Here is a 17,231-nt window from a genome sequence, read left to right as displayed (position 1 = left end):
CATGAGCGAGTATGAGCAGGATTCGCCTGAAGAGGGTATGGAGCCAGAAGAGCCGGCATTGAGCGAGTCTGCAGAAGCGGGGCAGGATGCTTCCTCAGTGATCGTTCGAGACGACGGTCGGCAGTTTGTCGTGGGGGCTATACGCGAATCACTCCCAGCGGCTCTGCCAAAACGCTCCAAGATCTCGCGCGTCACCACCTTGCGGGATACTCACGAAACGATATGCCTGGCAGGTTACAGCGCAGGGGCACAGTCCCATTACATCTTCGCTAATGCGCAAGGGTATGCACTGGGAGAGCACGCCAGAGACCACTTCAAGCCTAAAGGGCAGCGGTTGTGGATAGAGCCGGTTGATGAGAACCAAACCCTAGTTGTCGTCATGAATTCTGAAGAGGTCGTCACCGACTGCTTAATTCAGAATGATGAGGAAGAGCTGCCGCTTCAGTTGAAGGTCGCATTGATGGCCGCTGGGGAGGAGGTTGGCGCGAACGAAGAGCTGGTAATGTCTCACTACGGAGACGCACCAGCGAACATCCTGGCGATGCTGTACGGCCAAGAGATCAATTGTGTTCTCGATGAACTTGACGAGAAACTGCTTCCCAAGATTCGGCCTGACAAGCGGTACCGACTGACACCCTTCTCGGACAGCTTGCGATCACTCACCACCAGCAAAGGTCCGGGACTTCCGACTAAGTTGGTGGGTGTTGCGGTAGTTATCGCGTTGCTCGCTAGTTTGTTCTTTGTGTTCAAGGGGGAAGAAACAGTGGTGAGAGTCATCGACCGCTACTCCAGCTACCGGTCCCATTTGTCACAACCAACGGCTAGCAGCATACTGGAGGAGCTATTTGTTGTAATGCAAGCGGCCCAATCGAGCGATCAGTGGCTGTTCGAGGGCTGCGAATATGACGGTGGGAATCAGCTTCTATGTGAACTCTCCAGCCGACCGGGAGCAAGGGCGTCGTCCCTCGAACTGCTGCCCAAGATCATTGGGCGAGAGGTTAGCACCACGCTGATAGAAAACGCGGCGATAGCCACTATCCACCTCAATACCCAGCCGCGTCAGGGCGACTACATAATCACCAATCGCCAAAGCGCGGTAACAGCCGTAAGAGACCGGCTAAACGTAGCATCGCACCCCACCAGTATTTCGATTCAGTCGCCCGCGGTTTCAGACAATTGGAGCCGTCAAGCGATCATGCTGCAATACCCAGAAACCGGGTTGCACACATTGCTCCAGATGAGCACGGCCACCCGCCGTTTTCCGGCCCACCTCACCTCTGCGAGGATGGACTGGAATAACGGTGAATACGACATTGAAGCGGTTATCTCCGTTTTCGGAGCACGATAAGAGAGCATTTGTATGAGCAAAACAATGGATCGGCGAAAGGTAATTCTCTATGTTTTTGGGGCATTGGTGGTGGGCGGCTACGCCTTCTATGAATTCGTACTCTACGATGACGGCTATGGCGCACCAACAAACCAGTTAGGTTTGCAAGAGCAGCAACAAAGAGAGGACTTTATACCCGCCCCGCGAGAAGCAACCTTGCCCGAATTTCGCGAGGCAACAGAAGATCCGGAACTCGTAGACCCTCATTCACGCAGCGTACTCGAAAACTTGTACCACCGCCGCACGGTTGCCCAGATTGAAGCGGATATAGCGACCTTCGAGCGGCAAAAAGAGCAAGCCGTTATCGAAGCTGAGCGGGGTAGGGCTGAAATCGAAGAACTGCGGGCGCGCGTTGAGCGAGAAAATCGCTTGACGCAGATCCAGGAGCATCAGGCCCGGGAAAGCCGAAGCACGCCTGAGCCTGTGCATGTTTTCCAAGAAGCCTCGGCCGGTGATGGCGGCTCCGCTGTGAATGCTCGAATCGATCAGCTAGATGCTGAAATCGAGCGCCGCTTGCGTCAAGCCACACCAAAACCAGAGCAGTCCGCCACGTTACACCAGGTCAATGGTCAGACAGCGCTTGTTACTGTAGATGGCAGCATGCGTCGCCTAACTGTCGGACAAGCAGCCGGCGGCGTAAGGCTAGTCAGCACAGATGCCGACCAAGGCGCTGCCGTCCTACAGGGCGTCGCCTCCGGAGAGCGAGCCAGCTTGGCGATAAATGACAATACCAGCCGAAGGTTTGGGGTCGTTCAGCCTATCGGAAACCAGCAAGGTGGAGGTGGCTCTCTGCAGAGCAGCACCGATATAACCTACGACCCCTACGCCGACTCAGAAGACTAGCGACTCCAAGGAGAACTCTAAACAAGGTGACGCCATGAACAGTGCATACAAAAGTGTGGAGGACGCCGCAATCTTGGCCGAGCAGGCGAAGGGCCTGAAGACCACTGCGGTCCAAACTATCACAGATGTAGAAGCAGAACGGATCGATAACAAAGCGCTGATGCAATACATCAGCGACTTAAAGTTTGGATGGATTGTTCCGCTGAGCAATGGCGACATTCTCTTTAACAATGAAAGTAAGGCGGCCGCATACAACGCCTTGATGAAACTTCTACCCCAGTTAAAAAAGGCGCTAAACGGCAAGCCGGCCAGATTGCGCCCAGCGGCCGTTAGTGTGATCGAGTTCCTAAGCGGGGAACTCCAAAGCAATGAGTCAACCGACCGGCGCCGGCGCAAACGTACCGCTAACCTAGAGGTTAAAGGCGAGGATACTCGGAGCCCTGTGCAACGGCGCCTGGACACATTAGTGGCCGCCGCTCGCGAGAAGGGAGTCACGGATATACACATTGAGACCGACAAAGAATCTAATAGGGCTGTAATCAAGTTCCGAAACGATGGCGATCTTATTGTTCAACAGAGCGGGTTTCTTATCTGGAAGGAGACTGAGGCGCGGGAGATGGGCGCCATGATCATCGATCATGAGGCCCAGATGGGATCGGGAACCGCGAAAGAGTCCTTTGACGAGAACAAACCGAATGATGGCTCCTTTGAGGTGACGGTTGATGGGCTTACGACAAAGCTACGTTACTCCCATCAGCCACAATCCTCTCCGCGCGGGCTGAGCATTGTTATGCGTCTGGTCACGGGTGATGGTGAGGGCAAAATCCCCGGTTTCGAAGATCTTGGATACGAGAGAGACGAAATTGCACTGCTGCAGCGTGCTTTTCGCTTCCCACATGGGGTTGTACTGTTCACGGGCCCAACAGGCTCGGGTAAATCATCTGCCATGGCCGCGGGCATCATAACGCTGCCCAGCACGCTCAAGATACTTTCCTACGAGGATCCAGTGGAAGTGAACCTGCCAAACGTGGTTCAGGTCCAGGTCGGCTCACAAAAGGAAACGAGCTTCGCAGGTTACGCCCGTACGGCTCTACGGCAGGATCCTGATGTGATCATATACGGTGAGATACGAGATACTGAAGTGGCGGAATACTCGGGTCACCAAGCGAACACAGGGCACCTTGTGATTTCGACGTTGCACACCAACAGTGCGCCGGAGGCTATACCGAGACTGGCCGACCTAGGCTTTGAGTGGAATGAGCTTGGCGGACCTTCCTTGGTGCGAGCCATAACCGCACAAAGACTCGTACGGAAGCTTTGCCAGCACTGCGCGGTACCGCTGCACACCATTGGCACGAGCGGTTGGAGCAATGAAGACTTAGTACGGGTTAAGGATCACTTTGAGGAGATGCACCCAGAGAGCTTTGCATCAATCAAAACCATCAATCGAAGTGCCAACAATCAATGTACTCACTGCGGGGGATCTGGAGAGAAAGGCCGCCTGCCCATTGCTGAAATCATCCTTTTGGACGAGCGCGGACGGCATTTTATCAAGGAACGAGACCTAGAAGGGTGGATCAAATACCTCAAGGGCCAAGGCTGGGAAAGTATGTCTGACAAGGCAACACGCAGAGTTTTGCGCGGGGAACTCTGCCCAGTGTCCGTCGAGCGCGTTCTCGAATCCCCTTACGGTATTAGATCCGATGCTTTTGACTACGGAGAATTCAAAAGCAAGGTTGAGAAGCTGCAGAAGGCCCGGTTGGAGATGACTCGGGCGGCACAGGCGCGGTTGTCGAGAGAGGGCGCATAGGATGCTTGAGAACACTTTCGAAAACCTACAGACGAATATTGCACAACTGTATCAAAGTACGGTACGACGCCTCTCTTTCAACAAAAAGCAGCAAGCACAACTGCTTGGCACCATGACTAAGCCTCTGCGGGTAGGGCGCCCCCCTGTAGAGGTCGCACGGCATCTAGCGCAGTTTGGGAGCAAGCAGGAAAAAATAATCGCCGGAGACATCCTAGACAATCTGCGCTCTGGGCGCGGGATAGTCGATGCCCTTGAGGGCTGGTATGACGATGTAACATTATCGGCGTTACGTGCTGCTGAGCATGCTGGCCCGAATACATTTGTCGAGGCGATCGAGTATCTCTCAAAGAACATGCTCAAGTCGAGCAAAGCTAAAAGCGCTGTTTTGAGCAAGTGGGCGTATCCTGGGGTGTTCGTACTGGCATCATCATTCATGATTTTCTGGCTTAGCGGGTTTCTTCTTCCAACGCTAGTCGCGATGAACCAAGGCCAAATACCCGAAGGTGCACAGCACTTTGTCAGCGTCGCAAACTTCTATAAGTATTGGTTTCCGTGGATCGTTGTACTCTTAGTGGCTGGGTTGTTCTATGCTCGCTGGTGGCTTGCCAATCACGTAGGCCCCATCAGAGACACGTTCGATCACATACCCCTATTTTCAGGCTACCGACTTTCGATTGGCGCCAATGTCGTAGCGACATTCGCGCTCTTGAAGCGATTCGACATGAAACCGTTTCACATCATCCGTTTGCTGGGAGACACGGGAAGTCCATACCAGCAAAGCCATGTCTACAATATGAAAGAAGCACTACGCGGTGTAGGCAAGGAGACGCAAGAAGGAACCAAGGGGATCGTTAATGCGCTGGATATCGGCTTGCTAGACGATGAATACGTGTCGTTGGTGAAACTATACGCTGAAGCGGATGATGCCTATATCATTGAAGCGCTTGAACAAGCCGCTGAGGATATCGGCGAACGGGTAATGGCTAGGCTTTCAAAGATCGCAATGATCGGAACATTCTTTCTGTGGGGCTGGGTATTGTATAACGTCATTGCGGTTGTATCGGTAGTAATGGGAGCTCGACCCTGAAGAATTTACAAACGGTGTTTTCAGATAGGGAGACACCAAATTTAATCTAGGAGAAATTGAAAATGACTAAGCGAACTAAGTTTAAGAATCAGAAAGGACTTGCACTTGCCGAACTACTTGTTGCACTCGGGGTCCTGGCGGTATTGGGTTTAGCTGTCTGGAATCAGATCAGCCGAACAAATGCAGCATCGAGCGAAACTCGACTCTTGAATGAGATTGGGGAGCTTCGCGTTGCGGCGAATAACTTTAGAGGGAACCGACCGAACTATACTGGTTTGACCTGTGAAGCGCTTGTTTCAGACGACTACGTAGAGTTTCCGTGGGCAAACTGCTCGGGCGTAAATCCGCTGGGCGGGAACTATACGATCGGGCCCCACAGCTCGAACAACAGCAATATTACAGCGACCGCTACGGGTCTGGGGGAGTCGCTTTGTAATCGTGTTGCACGCTCGTTTGAACCTAACGCCATGGGGGCAGCCTGTTCAGGTGGTACGCTGACAGTGCACTTCCGAGGCTAAATGCCATGCATAAACGCCGACAAAAAGGCATTGCGTTGACTGAAACGTTGGTCGCATTGGCTATCGGAGCAGTCATGGTGGCACTCACCGCGAACGCGGTGAGTGCACTAATGCGGAACAGTCAGGCGGAACAGATAAAAAACAACGTAAAAATCCTGCTAACAGCAGGGCAAGGATTTTATGAGGCGTACTGCCAGGTCATTCCTGTGTCAGCGCGGCCTAGCCCGAGTATTAACAGGCTGGTCAACGAAGGATTTTTGCCCAATGCGAATGCCGCAAATAATCCCTGGGGTGACGATATGTGGGTAAGCATTATCTGGGGAAACGCGAGTGAAAGAACAAGGGTACGGGTGTTGGCGCCTATGGACAGCCAGTATTCTGTCCATTACCTCTATCGAGTGCTTGGCTCCGACAGGATCTCAGCAACCCACCGGGCAATATGGGAGGCATCGCCGGAAGTATTTAGTCGTCCGGGAGGGGCATCGCTAATAGGGCACTTACGCTTACATTATGAGGACGATACCGAGGTATGCCGATGAGACGAAAGACCTCAGCAGGTATGACGTTAATGGAGATAATGGTTGTGCTAGCAATCATGTCTGTTATAACAGTTATAGCCTCGAATACCATGCAAACGCAGGTAGTGACTCGACAGGTTGACGCATTGGGTGAACGAGCCATGCGTGTTTCCGAAGCGGTCAAATACTTTCGCCAAGAAACCAATGATTGGCCCAGCAGCATTGCCGAGCTAGTCAGTGGTGGGTTTTTGAGAGAGCATCCTGATGCCAATATGCCTCGATACGCTGATCAGTTCACACTGACAAACATTGGTGGCAACTGGATCATCGTTCGGTACCAAACTGGCGATGAGAGGTATGCTCGACGGCTCGCAGGGGTCCTTCCCAACGGCCAGCGTTTCGGGACTGAGGTTCGGTACCAGGTTGATCGCCCTGGATTTGAGGCAAGCTTGCAGGCCGTTCTGGATTCATATTACCGACTGGATGGGTCAACCCCTCTGGAAGGGAATATGAACGCAGATGGGCACGACATTACCAACGTCGGTGACGTGCAGGCTGACCGGTTGGTATCCCGTAGCGACAGTAACTATTCCGTAAACCCAAGCGGCTCCTCAAGACTCCGTAGTGCAGTCATAGATCAGGAAGTCCGCGCCGGGCGTCTCCGCACCGATGAGATAAGAAGTGCTGGCAACCAGGGTGGCTTTAACATTACCAATAACCGGGTCACCTCGCGGACGGATCTGGAGGTGGCGGGAGACGCGTACGCAAACGCCCTCATAGGGCGACCGTCCAGTGGCACCGCTGGAGTGATAAGGCCCAACGGTACAAGTGACTTTCGGGGTAGGGTTAACGTGCATGGGACATTTAACACGTACGGTGACGAAAGCTCCTCTAATATTCAAAACCGCCTGAGAGGTCGCACCCAAATTGATGGCAGGCTGGGTGTTCTTGGTAGATTCGACACTTTTGGAGACACGTCCTCTACTAGCGTTCAGAACCAGCTCCGCGGTAGGACCCGCATTGACGGGAGAACAGATATTTATGGCTACACCGAAGTGCATGGACATCTGCGCGCCCAAGAAACGATGGCAGCTCCCTATTACAGAATACTAGGAAGTGTTAGCGAAGGGTCGTCCTGCGACCATCGTGGATCGATAAATCGAACGAATTCGGATGAGCTGGTGCAATGCCGAAGCGGGCGCTGGAGAAAAGTAAGCGCGGAATATCAACATCGGACCACGAGAGTTGGCGGACGACCCATTAACAGGCCTGGAGGCTCATCATGGTCGGCTCTGGGGACCACACCGACATTGCCCGCAGGAACATATAAAGTGGACTTTGTCGTCCACTGCCATCATAACTCTGGGCACCGCGTAGCGATTAATACGCCCAAGCAGTTCGGTGTGAACACGGACAGAATGGTTATTCTACAGATGCAGGGCTCTGGACACTTATCACACCCATTTTCGGTTTACTACTCTACACCTAGAACCTCTGCAGGCAGCTCCTCTATAAATGTCTACATGGGCCAGAACGCCTGTACAGGCTCGGAAGGATTGCGAGTCGATATGGTTAGAGCCCATAGGTTGGAAGAAGTATAACGAGCCCCACAAACAATTAGAGAGATCCCTTTTTATGAATAAAACACAAAGCATTCTTGCCAGCGCTCTCTTGTGTGCATGCCACACCGTCGCTGCCAGCAACTTCAGCTACACCGAAGCCGGTGTACAGGCCGGCGCCTACAGCCTGGACAATGAGGCAGAAACCCTGCTCATTGATAGTGGTTCAAGCTATCGTGCATTCGGTAGCATCCAAGCTACAGACAATCTAGCTTTTCGCCTATCCGGAAGTGTGGACCGGGGCAGCGATCGTACAGAAGAACACCAGACCGCGAAACACCAACAGATCTCGCTCACGGCTGAAATGCCGTTGGGGGTCAGCCGTCGTATAGACCTGGTGCCGTTTGCTGGGTTTGCCCGGTTCGACAACGAATTCTGCGTTGATGATGAGTGCGTAAAGGGAGATGCCAAAGGGGCTGTCTACGGGGTCGAAGCCAGAACGTGGATTCCTAGCGGCGTCCTGTCCGATTTCCTGAATTTCTTCGAATTTAATGTTCGCTACACAGACTACAACATAGCTGAGACGGATAGTACCATCCGATTCGGCTTTGCCACATGGTTTCAGACTAAGCACAAAATTGAAATTCGTGCAGAGGACTATCAGGCAGGCTATACGCTCACAGCGGGTTACACGTTTACCTGGTAAACCCAACATAGACCTAAAGGCTACGGTAACGCGGCGTTTTGGAAATTTACTGGCGGCGTTACCAAGGCTATCCAAAACTAACAAGAGTCTGAAATGTGCAGTTCAAGCGCCTCAGCATGAGCAGAGAGTTGCTGGTTGCGGCGAAGCAGGGCGGTTACTTCTTCCCTCAAGGCAGAGATTTCCGCCTGGTGTTTGCGCTCCACAGTGGCGTTTCCTTTTCGCAAGGCATCCAGCTCGGCCGTCATAGCGATAGCCTCCTGCTCGTGCCGACGCGCCTCATCGATCGAAGACTGCCGCGAGACCTCAGCAGCGGAGCGGTCCTGCACGGCGCGGGATAGCTCCTCCCCGAGGGCCGTTATTTTTCCATGCAGTGTCCGGTTCTCTGCGGCCAAGTTCGTAGCCTGGTCATGGTGTGACTTGGCCTGGTCTTTCCAGGTTGCAACATCATCTTCGAGAGAAGCGAAGCGCCCGAACAGTCGGGTCCGCTCCTCGGTGGCCGCCTCCAGTTTGGCTTGGATGACCTCAACTTCCTGGGCCGCCTGAGCCCGGGCGTCGGCCAATTGAGCTTGGGCCTGGATCACAGCGCTTTCGGCCTCCACCGCGCGCTTTTCGCCGGCCGCCACGCCCTCCGCTGCTATTTCCGCTGCACCGGCGCAAGCGCGCTCATGTATCGATAAGACCAGTGCCATTAACGGATCCGGCAGAGGTGAACCGGCCCCCGCTTCAGATCCTGTTGCGGCAATGGTTGAGGCGTGCTCTTCCTCCCAAGCCTTCATAAACTTTTGGATAGTACCGCGCGAACCCCCACCCCCAAGCGCTTCGTGTACTTCGCTTCGAGTCGGTTTCCTTTGGAGCTCTTTAAGAAGACGAAAACTGGCGGTGTAGACACCGTATTTTGTTATAGCCACATTGTAACCCTTTCGAAAATAACGACCTATTCACTGATGAGGCGGCCGGCCTCATCTCTATTGTCATTCCAAAATTGCACCCAAGTGCAGATGGCCTGGGGTGCGCCGGAGCCAGCATTACAGCCCCAATCTATCCCGTAAGGGGTGCTTCCCCAATACATTCCATCTACAGCCGGCAGCGAGAGCCAGCAGCCATTGTGAAACTCAAACACTGAGGCGGTTTCATTGCGAATTTCGCCAAGAACAAGGGCGAGCACGGGGTCACTCATCGGTGGCTTCTCTCCTCAATACGTTACGTTATCGCTGTGCGCACGTCGGTTACGCGCGCTCACTATGACACCATAGATTGGCCACAAGGCGCGCACAAGGCTGTGCCGGGGAAAACCACGCGTCGCGTCATTTCTGTACCGTACTGTACTGTACCATAATGATGTTGCATTAGGCGTATTATATTGGTATATTTAATACATATTAAATGCACCAACGGGAAAAGACCGCATGTGCTTTGCTCGAAAACCTGGATTGGGCCGTTACAACGCCAACCGTGAACAATGGCGCGCTGCATATCGGTGGGCAAGAATTAGAGCGCGCGATCCCGACCTTCAGCCAGACCATCGGTGCTGTGGCGTCGATTGGGCCGCGCAGTTGATTGTCTGGCGCTTGAGCCAGGTAGCACCGAGCCCCACTCCCTCGCTGAGGCGGCGACTGGAGGGAATTAAGGCAGCGAACGAAATCATAGATGAAATTCTAGGGGTAGAGGCTGAATGTGGGTTTGAGTGCTAAAGTGCCCCATTGTGCAGCCAGACGAAAATGACGCGACACTTAAAACGCACTGGCCCGAATATAGAGCTGTTCTGTAGCTATAACTGCCATCACCAAAAGGAACCATACAATGATAGACAAGAAGAAGGTAATAGCGGAATTGACGGAGGGCGGCACTCCGGTCTGGGTTGTCACCATTGTTTTGTCGCTGACAGTTTTCACGGTCCTTGCCGTAGCTATGGTGGGGCGGGGGTACCTGGACACTCACCCCCAGCCGTATCTGGAGCTGCCAAACACCATAGTTACCGAGGAGCTGATTGATCGTCTGGATGCGCTGAAACCGCAAACCCGAAGCGACACAACGGCGCCGGCGGTCGAGGTTCGGTTCCTCTCGGCGGGCCATCATGGACACACCGCCGAGATACGCGTTTTCCCTGAAAACGGGCATCTATTCAAGACCCACTCCAGCCTTAAACGCCCAAATAGTCTAAATATCGCCAAGCTTCTTCAGATCAACGTATATCGAGACGATGATCGGTGGTCCATTAAAATTGTTGACGACGGGCACGCAAGAGATATGGCACCGGAGACTTACGTAAATGCGCTTGAAGAAGTCCTGTCCGACAGTGCCATAAAGCGCTTGAATGCAATGGCTCAAAACAGAGCGGCGTGGGACGATTGATCCGGGAGAATCGCGATCACCCTCCCCTGAATCATAATTAGACACAAGGAAACGAGGCATGAAAGACGCACAGACCGATCCCAATATTCACACACCAAGCGTACTCCTGCTTAGCGGAAGGACGTTTCTAGCCCTGGCTTTGGTGAACATACTTACCTTTATGGTGCTACTTAACACAAGTGCTTCGGCCAGCGTTGTATATGCGGCGAAACTTGCAGCGGTCGTATGCTGTTGGCTAGGCCTTGGCGCTATACCCTCTACGCGAGGTTTGGACTGTCGGCTGTTTCTAACCGTAGCGCTAATGACTACCCTCGCCTTCATGGTCCCGCTTAGCTCAGGCGCACCGACAGGTTTCGTGTATGCGGTGGGCGCCATGGCAACAATAGCCCTATGGGTGGGCTTGGGCGCTATGCCCTTCTCGCAAAGAGCCGAAGAGGACATTAGCCGCCCAAAACGATGGGTGGAAAGGACGCTGCTGGTTTTACCGATCGTAGCCGTCGTGTCCTTTGGGACTATGGAGGCTGTCAACATGAGCAGCGCACCCAGAAGTGCTGTGGAGCACACCTCGCTAGAGCCGTCGGAAATGCAAAGTGGGCCGAGAGTACAAAGTATTTCAACGTCAGAGATTACGGACAAAATGAGCCAAGACGAGAAGGAGGTTTTGAGCAGGCAGCTTAACGCGATATCCCGACATATTGTAGATCTTAGAGGCCCGTCGTCGAGTGGCCACCCACTGGGGTCTATAGAGGTGATGCCGGGAGGCGGTGTAACTACCTTTACTGGATGGGTACCGTACGCTAATCGTGTGGTCAACCGGCGTGAGGGGGCTGAGAACGCTAAACATCGGGAAGCCATGAGTCAGCTCAGAATTTCGGAGGACGGAAGTCATTTTATCTCCGAAGTGGCCGGCCCAATATTCGCAGAAAGCACGGGTGAATGGGAATATGAGATCCACGCACCTGAAGTAAAACTCCACATTATGTATCGATATTAAGTCGAACTGCACTCTGGCTGGAGCAGGGACACAATGAAAAATTTCGGTGATATCACCATCTACGAAAGCGAAGCTGAGGCAGAAAGCGAAAAGGCCCGCGCGACACGAAAGGCCTTTATAGTAAGCCTCCTCCTGTGGGTTACATTTTTAGCAATGCTTGGCGCCGCATTTATAGCAATGTTCGCTACCGAGGAACCGGCGGCCTGGGGGGACAACACTGACGTTGTAGCTTGGGCTGTTGCAGCACTACTTCTGTCGACCTGGGCTGGCCTGTTTATTTATGGAGAAAGCCTACGTAATAGTGACCATGCGGCCTCCCGGGTCGATGATGCCTACCTTCTGGATAGACTGGCTTTGTCTGAAGGGACGGCAGACGCTGAAGAAGCTCTTCGGGAAATTAAACGGCAGAATCGTCTTCCGAGGTACAGCGAAGCCAAAGCCATTCTTGAGGCCAACAAAAATACGGATCTAGCGAAAGCCAAGGCACGCTTTCTTGGCAAACCAGGTGCCCGCCCAGCCAATGGAGACAGTTAGCGCCAAAGGCCCCTTAAAGTAACATCAACTGCTGCGAAAAATAAAGGTGAAAACATGAAGACTATTTCTGGTATAGAGCTGTTCGAGAGTGATGAGGAAGCAGAGAGCGCAAGGCGTCGCTCAGCGAGACGGGCAAATGTGACTATCTGTCTTCTTCCTTTACCAGTCATTGGGATTCTAATTCCTTTAGTCATGTTCGGCCTTACCCCGCAACTTTCTTCGTTCGTGGTCCTTTCTGTACTACCGCTACTATTGCTGAACTTTGTTTTGTGTAAACAAGGAAGCAAGTTCGCGGTACAAGCTCAAGAACTGAAAATCGTTGTTGAAAGTGAACTTCTCGACAAGTTGGAGGAGGCAAAGGGTATTCCTGAAGCAGAAGTGGCCGTGGAGGAGCTTAAAAAACAGCGGCGTATTCCCAGGTACATTGAGGCCGCCGCGATCCTCGAACTCATCAATACAGAGTTACGTCAGCGATCCAGAGAGCGCTTTGTGGGCGAGTCGAGCGGTAGCCGAAGCAAGGCCCGCTAATCAATTGCCCTTTGCCCCCTGGTTGGCACTGGTACCCGACCCAAACAGGATGATTGAATGAAGCCAGCGAATATAAAGGAGCGTCGAGAGCGGCTGCGCATAACCCAGGCCGCGCTCGCCGAGGAGGTTGCACGTCTTAGCGGACGCACATTCTCCCAGCAGTCGCTGCATAAGATCGAAGCCAACCCAATGGCGTCGTCACGTTTTATGCATCACATCTTGGCGATTCTGGATGAGCGAGAATCGGCGGGCGCTGATCCCTCTGAAGAGAAGACGATCGAGTATGAGCAGGTAATGACCCTCGGAAATTGCGGGGAAATAATCGACGATCCGGAGCGACCGGAAAGCCTTGTTGGTCTTCCGAAACCGGCCCCAATTCCTCAGCCTGCAGGCGCAGGATGGACACTGGTGTCGGCCGTCCCGTACAAGAGCCAGTTCATTCAATACATCTGGCAACGAAAGGCCAGTAGGCAAGGAGCGAATCATGATATTTAATACCGCAGTAATTTTATTCTACGTGTATTTGGTAAAAGAGGCGATGTCCGGCCAGCAAAAGCTTTTTGCGCGAGCGGCCATAATTGTTCTGGGTATGAACGCCCTGACCTTTAACATAGGTCTGATCGGGCAGTCGTTCGCAAATTGGTTATCAATGGCCGGCCTAGCGATCGTGCTGTGCATGCTGGCGCTACGGTTACAGCACTTTCTCCGGACACGAAACCATAGACCGCCCACAGGGGAATGACAGCCTTTTGTAGCAGTAATACGGGAGCAGGTCAGGAGATCGAACATAAACCGGATTCTGGCAACGCCAAGCATGAGGAGGTACGCGCCATGACAATTGAATTAATTGCTCTAGTTTGTTTTCTGTGGCTAATAAACGAGGTGCTGAACGGTCCGCAGAAATTCTGGGCAAAAACCGCCATGGCCTTTCACGTCGGCAATGTCGTTGCATTCCGGATCGGGCTATTCGGTATTGAACTACATCACCTGCTTATATGGGTCTACCTTGCGCTCGCTGGCAGCATGATAATGGTTCGGGTCTGGTACACCCTGAACACCAAAAAAGACGGGAACCACACGAATTGACACAGGCTGAAATTGTGAGCAGAGATCTGATTGTAAACGACACCGTAAAAACTCTGGGCTCAGTCTCCGAGCAACAGACCGGCGTGCGCAACCCCGCCCTGCTCTACTTAATGTCCAGTGAGAGTCAGGCCACCAAGCAGGTCAGGCGATCGAACATCAATCGAATTGTGGCGTATCTCAAGGCGCCGGATATGTATACCTGCAATTGGACGGCTCTGCGCCGGGAGCATGTATTTGCGATCCTGGCGGCCGCCCGGGAGGATGGCCTGAGCGCCCATAGCCTACGGGGCTACTTATCCACCCTGAAAGGCATCGCGAGAGAGGCATGGTTGTCTCGCCTGATTGGCGATGGGGAATACGCTCGAATCAAAGACATCAAGAGCCCAAAGATGACTCGTATACCCAAAGGTCGTGTTATCACCGGTGATGAGATTCGGCGCCTCATCCAGGCCGCGCTAACCAACACTGGCCCGAAAGGCGTCCGAGACGCGGCTATGATCGCCCTAATGCGCGGCGCTGGCCCCCGACGTAACGAGGTGCTGTTGCTAACCCTGAAGGACTACGCGCCTGATGCCGCTACAATCCGGGTGATAGGCAAAGGCAATAAGCAGCGAGAGCTGCCTCTGGCGGCCCTGGTGAAAGACTATTTGAACGTGTGGCTGAGGCACAGAGGATTGGAGCCCGGCGCCCTATTCTGCGGAGTGATCAAAAGCGGCCGTTTGCGTAGGGATGACGAAGGAAACCTGCGTTCTTTGAGTACTAGCGCCATTGGTAAAATGGTTGAGAGTCTGGCGCTCAAGGCTGGGATCTTCGAGAAAACCACGCCCCACGATTTTCGTAAAACCTTTGCGACAACCCTGCTCGATGATGAGGTTGATATAAGCTCCGTGCAGGAGGCGTTGGGTCACACCAGTATTGATACGACCCGGCTTTATGATTTAAGTCGTCAAAAGCGAATGATGGCCATCGGTGAGAAGGTCGATATATTTCGGTAGATGTACGAGATCCATGTTTAAACCACAACCGCAAAAAGAGGTGAAGACCGATGCTAACGGAAGAGTATGTGGAGGAAAAGATTGAGGCATACAACGTGGCCATAGAGGCGTTACGTCATCACGAACCCGCGTCCGATGGAAACCACAGGCTGGCGAAAAAGCTGAGGCATCGCTTAGCGGATAAGCTTGAAAGAGAGATTACCAAATGGGTACTAAACTTTTAGTGTGACTAAGTTCAAAGGCAGAATGAGAGAAAAGGTATCGCAATCGTAGAGGGTAGAAGAAAACGTGAGAGCCTATCCAAAGATTACAGATGAGTTGTTCGGCATTACTTGGATTGAGAGATCGAAAACCTACCGGGTATTGCTTGGAAACGAACCGAATGAGGATGACCCCTTTTTTCGCAGCCACTTCGGTGTCAAAAAGCATGGGTCAAAGGAAGCCGCGTTGCTCGCGGCAAAGGCAGAGCGCGATCGCCAACTGAAAAAACCGGAGTTTAAGGCCTACTTCCGGCACCAGGTGAACGGAAGGCGAGTAAAACGCCCCCGGCAATCAGCCTCTGCCGGCGTGTCTGGGGTCATCTTTTCGAAAGGGGTGCGAGATCGAGGCACAATCACCGTAAGCCCTACACTGATCGTGTACGCTGGTGGCGAGGTCGTTGAGCCCTTCGCGTTGAAGTCATTGAGCGCGCAAAGGGCGTATCACTGTGCCGTTAAAACACGGTTCGCGCAGGATGGCCGTCGATACCGGGTTAAGGAAGCGGAGGCGCTGTTTCAGACATGGATCAGCAAGCCAGAGGTAAAGCAATTTCTGGAACAATACTCGATCCCGATTTATCCGGCGGATCTGTAAAAAACAACGTAGACGCGGATGGCAAAGAGGTGGCAGTAGTAAGCGGGAGGAGAAGTGGGTAACAATTATAAGGTGACTGATAGCCGCTTCGGCATCTCCTGGATCGAAAGCGCCAAAACCTATCGGCTCGCACTTGGGAACCGAAACAACGAAAGTGATCCTTTCTTCCAAAAATACTACAGTGTTAGAAAACACGGTACGAAAACGGCGGCCTTACAGTCTGCAAAGGCAGATCGAGAGCGTCAGCTCAAGACCCCAGAGTTCAAGGCCTATTTTCGCCACCAGGTGAACGGAAAGAGAGTCAAGCGTCCCCGAAACCCATCCACTGTTGGCGTGACTGGTGTGGTCTTTTCCCGAGGGGTGCGAGATCTTCCATCAACAAGCGTTAACCCTCAGCTGATGGCGTTTTCCTGTGGGGAGCTTCTTGCGCACTACCCGATGAGGATGCTGAGTGCCCAGAAAGCGTACCACTACGCTGTAAAAACACGGTATGCGGTGGAAAGGCGTCGCTACCGGGTTAAGGAGGTAGAAGCGCTGTTTCAGACATGGATCAGCAAGCCAGAGGTAAAGCAATTTCTGGAACAATACTCGATCCCCGTTTACCCGGAGGATCTATGACGGCGCAGAGTAGGTTTCCGATGCGCCGCTTTTGATCAGTCAAGCTCGATAGACGTTACGGCCGGATCGGTAAACAGTGCTTCTACTTGCGGCCAGGTCATATCCCCGCGCATGTTCGCCTTGCCGTCGCAGTAGGAAATGGTGACGTACTGCGATGTCGTTTTGTCTCCAGATAAGTGGCGGAAAAAATCGAGCCATAAAACCGCTTCATAGCTCGACGCCAGAGCAGCCTTTTCCATAGCCAGCCTTTTCAGTTTTTGCCGGGCGCGGAAGCGGCGAGCACGCTCGGCGGTATCTGAGCGACGCTTTTCAGCGTTGGAGGTACGAGGGCGGCCACGAGCACGTTTGGATGCGTTGGCGGTTGGCTTGTCGTTAGCGTTCCTCATCGTGCAATACCCTTATCGCGTTGCGTAACGCAATAATAGCACAGAAGATTGGGGTTGGCGATAGTATCGCGTTACGCAACGCAATAAAGGTTGGGTAAATTTACTGAGCCCTTATGCCAGCCTCACGGCAGGATTTGTCGCGGTGGATCATATCAAGTTCGTTCCCAGTTCGGCGGTATTCAGCGATCCAGTAGTGGCACGTACTTCTGAGCTGGTCCTGTGCGCTACGGTCCTTGTTTGCTTGTTGTCGTTGCTGCCTACGGCGCTCCTCCGTCGCCGCCCTACGAGCTTCTTGCTCCCTTCGGGCTTTTTCCAGGCTTGCCGCGCTTTGCTGGCTCATCCTTGTTGCTTCCGCATTGAGCGCGTGCGCGGCAATGCGTAACTGGATATAGGAGCTTGCCAGGTTGCCAGCAGTGACCCCCAGCGTGATCACCACAAATAAGAGAATCCACTTCACT

At 53.1% G+C, this 17,231-nt stretch carries 22 protein-coding genes; 18 read left to right on the top strand and 4 right to left on the bottom strand.

Features of this window, described 5'->3' with window-relative positions; genetic code table 11:
- Position 1 precedes the first annotated feature (1 nt).
- The 8 genes from RBH33_RS11785 to RBH33_RS11755 all read left to right on the top strand — a co-directional run bounded on the left by RBH33_RS11785 (position 2) and on the right by RBH33_RS11755 (position 8,428).
- Complete coding sequence (locus RBH33_RS11785; protein WP_306732396.1) at positions 2-1,348, top strand: hypothetical protein; 1,347 nt, start codon at positions 2-4, stop codon at positions 1,346-1,348.
- 12 nt (positions 1,349-1,360) lie between these two features.
- Positions 1,361-2,230, top strand: coding sequence for a hypothetical protein (locus RBH33_RS11780; RefSeq protein WP_306732395.1), 870 nt, complete (start codon positions 1,361-1,363; stop codon positions 2,228-2,230).
- Positions 2,231-2,264: 34 nt separating this feature from the next.
- Positions 2,265-4,040 (top strand): GspE/PulE family protein, encoded by a 1,776-nt coding sequence (locus RBH33_RS11775; protein WP_306732394.1) that lies wholly within the window; start codon positions 2,265-2,267, stop codon positions 4,038-4,040.
- 1 nt (position 4,041) lies between these two features.
- Positions 4,042-5,127 (top strand): type II secretion system F family protein, encoded by a 1,086-nt coding sequence (locus tag RBH33_RS11770; RefSeq protein WP_306732393.1) that lies wholly within the window; start codon positions 4,042-4,044, stop codon positions 5,125-5,127.
- Positions 5,128-5,189: 62 nt separating this feature from the next.
- A complete protein-coding gene (locus RBH33_RS11765; RefSeq protein ID WP_306732392.1) occupies positions 5,190-5,645 on the top strand; it encodes a prepilin-type N-terminal cleavage/methylation domain-containing protein in 456 nt (151 codons plus the stop codon).
- Positions 5,646-5,650: 5 nt separating this feature from the next.
- A complete protein-coding gene (locus RBH33_RS11760) occupies positions 5,651-6,184 on the top strand; it encodes a type II secretion system protein (RefSeq protein ID WP_306732391.1) in 534 nt (177 codons plus the stop codon).
- The gene (locus tag RBH33_RS17760) at positions 6,175-7,764 is read left to right on the top strand and encodes a prepilin-type N-terminal cleavage/methylation domain-containing protein (protein ID WP_373568263.1); all 1,590 of its coding nucleotides are present in this window, start codon (positions 6,175-6,177) and stop codon (positions 7,762-7,764) included. Before RBH33_RS11760 ends, RBH33_RS17760 begins: the two co-directional genes overlap by 10 nt.
- A 34-nt stretch (positions 7,765-7,798) precedes the next feature.
- Positions 7,799-8,428 carry an outer membrane beta-barrel protein gene (locus tag RBH33_RS11755; RefSeq protein ID WP_306732390.1) on the top strand — a complete coding sequence of 210 codons (630 nt, stop codon included), beginning with the start codon at positions 7,799-7,801 and terminating at the stop codon, positions 8,426-8,428.
- 77 nt (positions 8,429-8,505) lie between these two features.
- Here RBH33_RS11755 and RBH33_RS11750 read toward each other — a convergent pair whose 3' ends face one another.
- Together RBH33_RS11750 and RBH33_RS11745 are read right to left on the bottom strand one after the other, a co-directional pair.
- Positions 8,506-9,336, bottom strand: coding sequence for a DNA-binding protein (locus RBH33_RS11750; protein ID WP_306732389.1), 831 nt, complete (start codon positions 9,334-9,336; stop codon positions 8,506-8,508).
- 26 nt (positions 9,337-9,362) lie between these two features.
- Positions 9,363-9,605 carry a hypothetical protein gene (locus RBH33_RS11745; RefSeq protein WP_306732388.1) on the bottom strand — a complete coding sequence of 81 codons (243 nt, stop codon included), beginning with the start codon at positions 9,603-9,605 and terminating at the stop codon, positions 9,363-9,365.
- A gap of 623 nt (positions 9,606-10,228) precedes the next feature.
- On the opposite strand from RBH33_RS11745, the gene RBH33_RS11740 reads away from it, so the two are divergent.
- From RBH33_RS11740 to RBH33_RS11695, 10 genes are all read left to right on the top strand, one after another.
- Entirely contained in the window at positions 10,229-10,780 is a 552-nt protein-coding gene (locus RBH33_RS11740) for a hypothetical protein (protein ID WP_306732387.1), read from the top strand.
- 58 nt (positions 10,781-10,838) lie between these two features.
- The gene (locus RBH33_RS11735) at positions 10,839-11,774 is read left to right on the top strand and encodes a hypothetical protein (protein WP_306732386.1); all 936 of its coding nucleotides are present in this window, start codon (positions 10,839-10,841) and stop codon (positions 11,772-11,774) included.
- A 33-nt stretch (positions 11,775-11,807) separates the two neighbouring features.
- Positions 11,808-12,308, top strand: coding sequence for a hypothetical protein (locus RBH33_RS11730; protein WP_306732385.1), 501 nt, complete (start codon positions 11,808-11,810; stop codon positions 12,306-12,308).
- Positions 12,309-12,362: 54 nt separating this feature from the next.
- Positions 12,363-12,836, top strand: a complete 474-nt coding sequence (locus RBH33_RS11725) for a hypothetical protein (protein ID WP_306732384.1) — start codon at positions 12,363-12,365, stop codon at positions 12,834-12,836.
- 57 nt (positions 12,837-12,893) lie between these two features.
- The gene (locus RBH33_RS11720) at positions 12,894-13,331 is read left to right on the top strand and encodes a hypothetical protein (protein WP_306732383.1); all 438 of its coding nucleotides are present in this window, start codon (positions 12,894-12,896) and stop codon (positions 13,329-13,331) included.
- Positions 13,321-13,578, top strand: a complete 258-nt coding sequence (locus tag RBH33_RS11715) for a hypothetical protein (protein WP_306732382.1) — start codon at positions 13,321-13,323, stop codon at positions 13,576-13,578. The genes RBH33_RS11720 and RBH33_RS11715 overlap by 11 nt, the downstream gene beginning before the upstream one ends.
- Before the next feature lie 89 nt (positions 13,579-13,667).
- On the top strand, positions 13,668-13,922 hold the full coding sequence (locus RBH33_RS11710; protein WP_306732381.1) for a hypothetical protein: 255 nt from the start codon (positions 13,668-13,670) through the stop codon (positions 13,920-13,922).
- Between the two features lie 14 nt (positions 13,923-13,936).
- Complete coding sequence (locus RBH33_RS11705) at positions 13,937-14,917, top strand: tyrosine-type recombinase/integrase (RefSeq protein WP_306732380.1); 981 nt, start codon at positions 13,937-13,939, stop codon at positions 14,915-14,917.
- A 288-nt stretch (positions 14,918-15,205) separates the two neighbouring features.
- A complete protein-coding gene (locus RBH33_RS11700; RefSeq protein WP_306732379.1) occupies positions 15,206-15,769 on the top strand; it encodes a hypothetical protein in 564 nt (187 codons plus the stop codon).
- Between the two features lie 54 nt (positions 15,770-15,823).
- A complete protein-coding gene (locus RBH33_RS11695) occupies positions 15,824-16,387 on the top strand; it encodes a hypothetical protein (RefSeq protein ID WP_306732378.1) in 564 nt (187 codons plus the stop codon).
- Between the two features lie 35 nt (positions 16,388-16,422).
- On the opposite strand, the gene RBH33_RS11690 is transcribed toward RBH33_RS11695, so the two are convergent.
- Both RBH33_RS11690 and RBH33_RS11685 read right to left on the bottom strand, forming a co-directional pair.
- The gene (locus tag RBH33_RS11690) at positions 16,423-16,773 is read right to left on the bottom strand and encodes a hypothetical protein (protein WP_306732377.1); all 351 of its coding nucleotides are present in this window, start codon (positions 16,771-16,773) and stop codon (positions 16,423-16,425) included.
- A gap of 100 nt (positions 16,774-16,873) precedes the next feature.
- Positions 16,874-17,230 carry a hypothetical protein gene (locus RBH33_RS11685; RefSeq protein WP_306732376.1) on the bottom strand — a complete coding sequence of 119 codons (357 nt, stop codon included), beginning with the start codon at positions 17,228-17,230 and terminating at the stop codon, positions 16,874-16,876.
- Between the last annotated feature and the right edge of the window lies 1 nt (position 17,231).

The organism is Marinimicrobium hydrolyticum (genome assembly GCF_030848505.1).
Taxonomy (GTDB): domain Bacteria; phylum Pseudomonadota; class Gammaproteobacteria; order Pseudomonadales; family Cellvibrionaceae; genus JAVDDU01.
The sequence above is the reverse complement of the archived record's forward strand: the minus strand, read 5'-3'. Positions and strand labels throughout refer to the sequence as shown.